This is a genomic window from uncultured Agathobaculum sp. (assembly GCF_963927765.1).
In the GTDB taxonomy this organism is placed as follows: Bacteria; Bacillota; Clostridia; order Oscillospirales; family Butyricicoccaceae; genus Agathobaculum.
Genome location: NZ_CAWVCU010000119.1, coordinates 1 through 3,949 on the forward strand (window position 1 = coordinate 1; position 3,949 = coordinate 3,949).

At 52.2% G+C, this 3,949-nt stretch carries 3 protein-coding genes; 2 read left to right on the top strand and 1 reads right to left on the bottom strand.

The features are described from left to right. Positions 1 to 888, top strand: an 888-nt coding sequence (locus ABGT74_RS10885) for an S-layer homology domain-containing protein (RefSeq protein ID WP_346705524.1), incomplete at its 5' end; no start/stop codon positions are given. A gap of 46 nt (positions 889 to 934) precedes the next feature. Here ABGT74_RS10885 and ABGT74_RS10890 read toward each other — a convergent pair. Next, positions 935 to 2,251: a hypothetical protein gene (locus tag ABGT74_RS10890; RefSeq protein WP_346705525.1), complete on the bottom strand. Its 1,317-nt coding sequence runs from the start codon at positions 2,249 to 2,251 to the stop codon at positions 935 to 937. Between the two features lie 173 nt (positions 2,252 to 2,424). Here ABGT74_RS10890 and ABGT74_RS10895 point away from each other — a divergent pair, with 173 nt between their 5' ends. Next, positions 2,425 to 3,495 carry a glycosyltransferase gene (locus tag ABGT74_RS10895; protein ID WP_297283742.1) on the top strand — a complete coding sequence of 357 codons (1,071 nt, stop codon included), beginning with the start codon at positions 2,425 to 2,427 and terminating at the stop codon, positions 3,493 to 3,495. Positions 3,496 to 3,949 lie beyond the last annotated feature (454 nt).

A 3,949-nucleotide genomic window follows, 5' to 3' on the forward strand; every position in this document is an offset into this window, starting at 1 on the left:
GGGAGCGGTAATCATCTGTTTTACCCGGGCAGCGCCATTACCCGGGCGGATTTCATTGTGATGCTGGATCGTGCATTTGGCATGAGCGAAGCGCTGGACAGTGGCTTAATTGATTCCAACGGCACTTTTGTGGATGTGCCGGGCAACACGTATTATAGTAAGTCCGTTACTGCGGCAAAGGCTTTTGGTGTTGCTACGGGTACGGACGATAACCGTTTTATGCCCGACCAGAACATGACTCGGCAGGATGCCATGGTATTTCTTAAGCGCACGCTGGATCGGACACAGCTGACACTGCCGGCAGGAAATTTGTCGGGCTATTCGGATATCGACCAGATATCCAGCTATGCCCGCGAAGCGGTCAGCGCATTGGTCAATGCCAGAGTAATCAGCGGCTCCAACGGCAAGCTGAGCCCGACGGCAAATGTCACCCGCGCGGAAATGGCGGTCATGCTGTATCGCGCGACCCATTTGCTGGATGGGGGAACCAATGCGGTTTACCAGCAGCGCGGCAATGTGGTCAATCTTTGCATCGGTGCGCAGAGCTACTGTGATGTGGTGATTGAAAATTATGATTCCAGTGTGCAGTATGAGGGCCTGATGCAATATACCAACCTGCGGCAGGAGGACGGCGTTACGTATATTACACTGACCAACCCGCAGGAAATCGACCGCACGGTGACTTATGCCGATGGACAGTTCTCGTTCAAGGATGCGCAGAGCGGTGAGACCATTACGATGCCCGCGGCAGCAAACTGTGTGGCAGTGGATGTAACGCAGCCATATCACCAGATTGATGCTCCGGTCAGCACAGGAAATGTGTACCGGCATTGCTATCCGTCCGTTGTCAACGGCGAGGTTTCAGTCATCTATTATACAACTGCATAAAAGCATACAAAAAACCACCGGATGCATCCGGTGGTTTTTGCTTTTGTTAGTCCTTTGCCAGACGCAGGCCGTCATAGCGGGTAACGTGAAAAGTATAGGGCAGCGCAGTGGTTTCAAAGCCGATCTCACGCAATACAGCGCGGATATTCTCAACAAGATGATAATTGAAGTCACGCTGGGAGATTGAGACCTTGAGCGTATCCTTATACGAACTGACCAGAATACCAAAAGGCTGAAACGCACAGGGTAAAATCGCAGCATAATCGGCTACAAGCGGCTCCATGCTGGGGGGCAGCTTGAATTCACCGATGTTGGTCAGGATAAAGCTGTCGCGGCGGATATAGTCGCGTGCTTGTTGGCGCATCATCTGCTCCTTTTCGTCGATGGGCATGTCCAGTTTGTGCGACTTTGCAACACGGTTTGCATTTTTCAATGCCCAGAATACCGCATGCGGCAGGTTTTTCTGCGTATCGAAGTAGGCTTTGCAGGCCTGACAGGCTTCCAGAAACGGCATGCTGAAATATTCATAGAAAAACGGCAGATCCAGCAGGGAGACGAAGAAGCGTGTGGTTGTGGTTTTGACATAAGCGCGCAGATCCATCGGCACTTCTGCGATGATCGGCTCGGTGCGGTCGGTTCCCTGATAGTAGGTGCGGTACATGCCCATGGAGATCGCGGTCATGAGGAAGGTCATAGGCGTTACGCCGTTGCCCTTGGTGTATTCGAGCAGCTGCGGTAGCGACATGGTCAGTTCGGTGGTCAGCTCGTTATCGTCGTTGCGGCTGTCATACTCCGGCATATGAAACGAGGGAACATCCGGATGATGGTCGGCATCGGATTGCGGCATGCCACGCAGACGCAGATAACCGTCTTCGCAATCCTGCGGCGTAAACTGTGTTTCATTGGTACGGATGGAGCGCCCGGGATCGACATCGTGCCCCATGCCCTTGAGATAATAATACAGAATAGTGCGGATGAACTGGTCAAAGCCGCGGCCGTCCGAAATACAATGCTGGTATTCCAGATAGATTGTATTATCCTTGTAACCGCACAGGAACAGATAGCCGTTTGTGTCTTCCGAGCCAATGTAATACGGTGACAGGTCGTTCATTGGCAGCACCTTGGGCGGCTGAGTCAGAATGCGATAGTGATATTGTGTTTCGCCGCGGACAAGGCCGAGTGCAAACTGCGGATAGCGGTCAAGTGTGGTACGCACGGCTGCCAGCAGTACGCGCGGGTCGACCGGCTCGGTCATGCGAATAATGTGGCGCGGTGCGGTTGTCAAGTCTTTGTGTGTGGCATACATAAAAATAGCGCCGTAGCTGTCTACTTTTAACAGCGCATCTTGATAGGCTTCATTCATAACAGACACCTCCCATTACAATATTTTATTATAAATCAAATTGCGTTAAAAAAACAGAGAATCCACGCAGAATTTGGAAAAACGTAACAGACATTTTTTATGCATCCGGTGAGGCAATTTTTATCCGTTCCCATTTGCCGATGAAAAGCATACGCTGGATGGGAGGGATTTCTGTGGTTACGATCAGTTTGTGCATGATTGTGAAGGATGAGGAGGGGGTATTAGCGCGATGCCTTGATAGCGTGGTTGAAGTTGCGGATGAGATCATTGTGGTGGATACCGGGTCATCCGATCGGACAAAGGAAATTGCTGCACAGTATGGGCAGGTTTTTGATTTTGTATGGTGTGAGGATTTTTCTGCCGCGCGGAACTATTCCTTTGCGCAGGCAACAAAGGATTTTATTCTGTGGCTGGATGCAGATGATGTAATCAAACCGGAGGATAAGGTGCGCTTATTGAAGCTAAAGCAGGAGCTAGATGAAACGACAGACGTGGTCATGCTGCCATACCATACTGCTTTTGATGAGCGTGATCGACCGGTTTATACCTATTATCGGGAACGGCTGCTGCGGCGTGCAGCGGGATTCCGCTGGGTGGGTGCGGTGCATGAATGCATCGCACCATGCGGACGCATTCAGTATGGAGATGCGGCGGTGACGCATCGTAAAGAAAAAGCATCGGACAGTGGTCGGAATTTGCAGATTTATGAGAATCTGTTGGCACGCGGAGAACATCTGGATGCACGCGGACAATTTTACTATGCGCGTGAACTGATGATACACCAGCAGTTTGCCCAAGCGGTTACTGCGTTTGAGGACTTTTTGCAGAGACCGGACGGCTGGGTGGAAAACCGAATTGAGGCGTGCAGAAATTTGGCGGACTGTTCATTGGCGCTGGGGAATCGGGAGCAGGCACGGCAAGCATTGGTGCGCACTTTTGCGTTGGATAGCCCGCGTGGAGAGACCTGTTGCGCGCTTGCAGCGTTGGAAATGGAGGATGGCAGACTGCAACAGGCGCGGTTTTGGTATGAAACCGCCTTGCGCGTGCCGTATGCGGAGCAAAATGGCGCTTTTGTCAAGCCTCTGTGCTATGGATATATTCCGTGTCTGGGATTGTGTATGTGCTGTGATCGGCTCGGGCGGCATGCAGAAGCAGCCGAATGGAATGAGCGTGCTGCGGTGTATTGGCCGGAATCACCGGCAGTTTCCTATAATCGACGGTATTTTGCAGATTTGCAGCAGTAAGACAGTGACAAGAGGCTATGAGAAAGCATAGGTTGAACTGCCGGATGCTTTTTCGGCAAATCCTTCGAAAGGAAGAATGATATGTATCATCGCCCTCAATTCGGTGGATGTGGCGGCAGAGATCGTGCATCCGACGAATGGCTTGAATCGTTTTGCGGTGATTGCGGTGCGGACGATAGGCGGGGACCAACCGGCCCGACTGGTGCTACCGGTCCGGTGGGGCCGCGCGGTTGCCGTGGTGAGCGCGGGCCGATGGGACCGATGGGACCGCAAGGTCAGATGGGTGCAACTGGAGCCACGGGTGCCACAGGGGCAACCGGCGGGAATGGTGCGATAGGTCCCACTGGGCCGACGGGTCCGACCGGGCCGCATTAAATAGGAAAGTGAACTATCTATAAAAACGCGGTTTTTTGTCAAACCGCCTCGTTATGGGTATTGACCTTGATAAATTCTT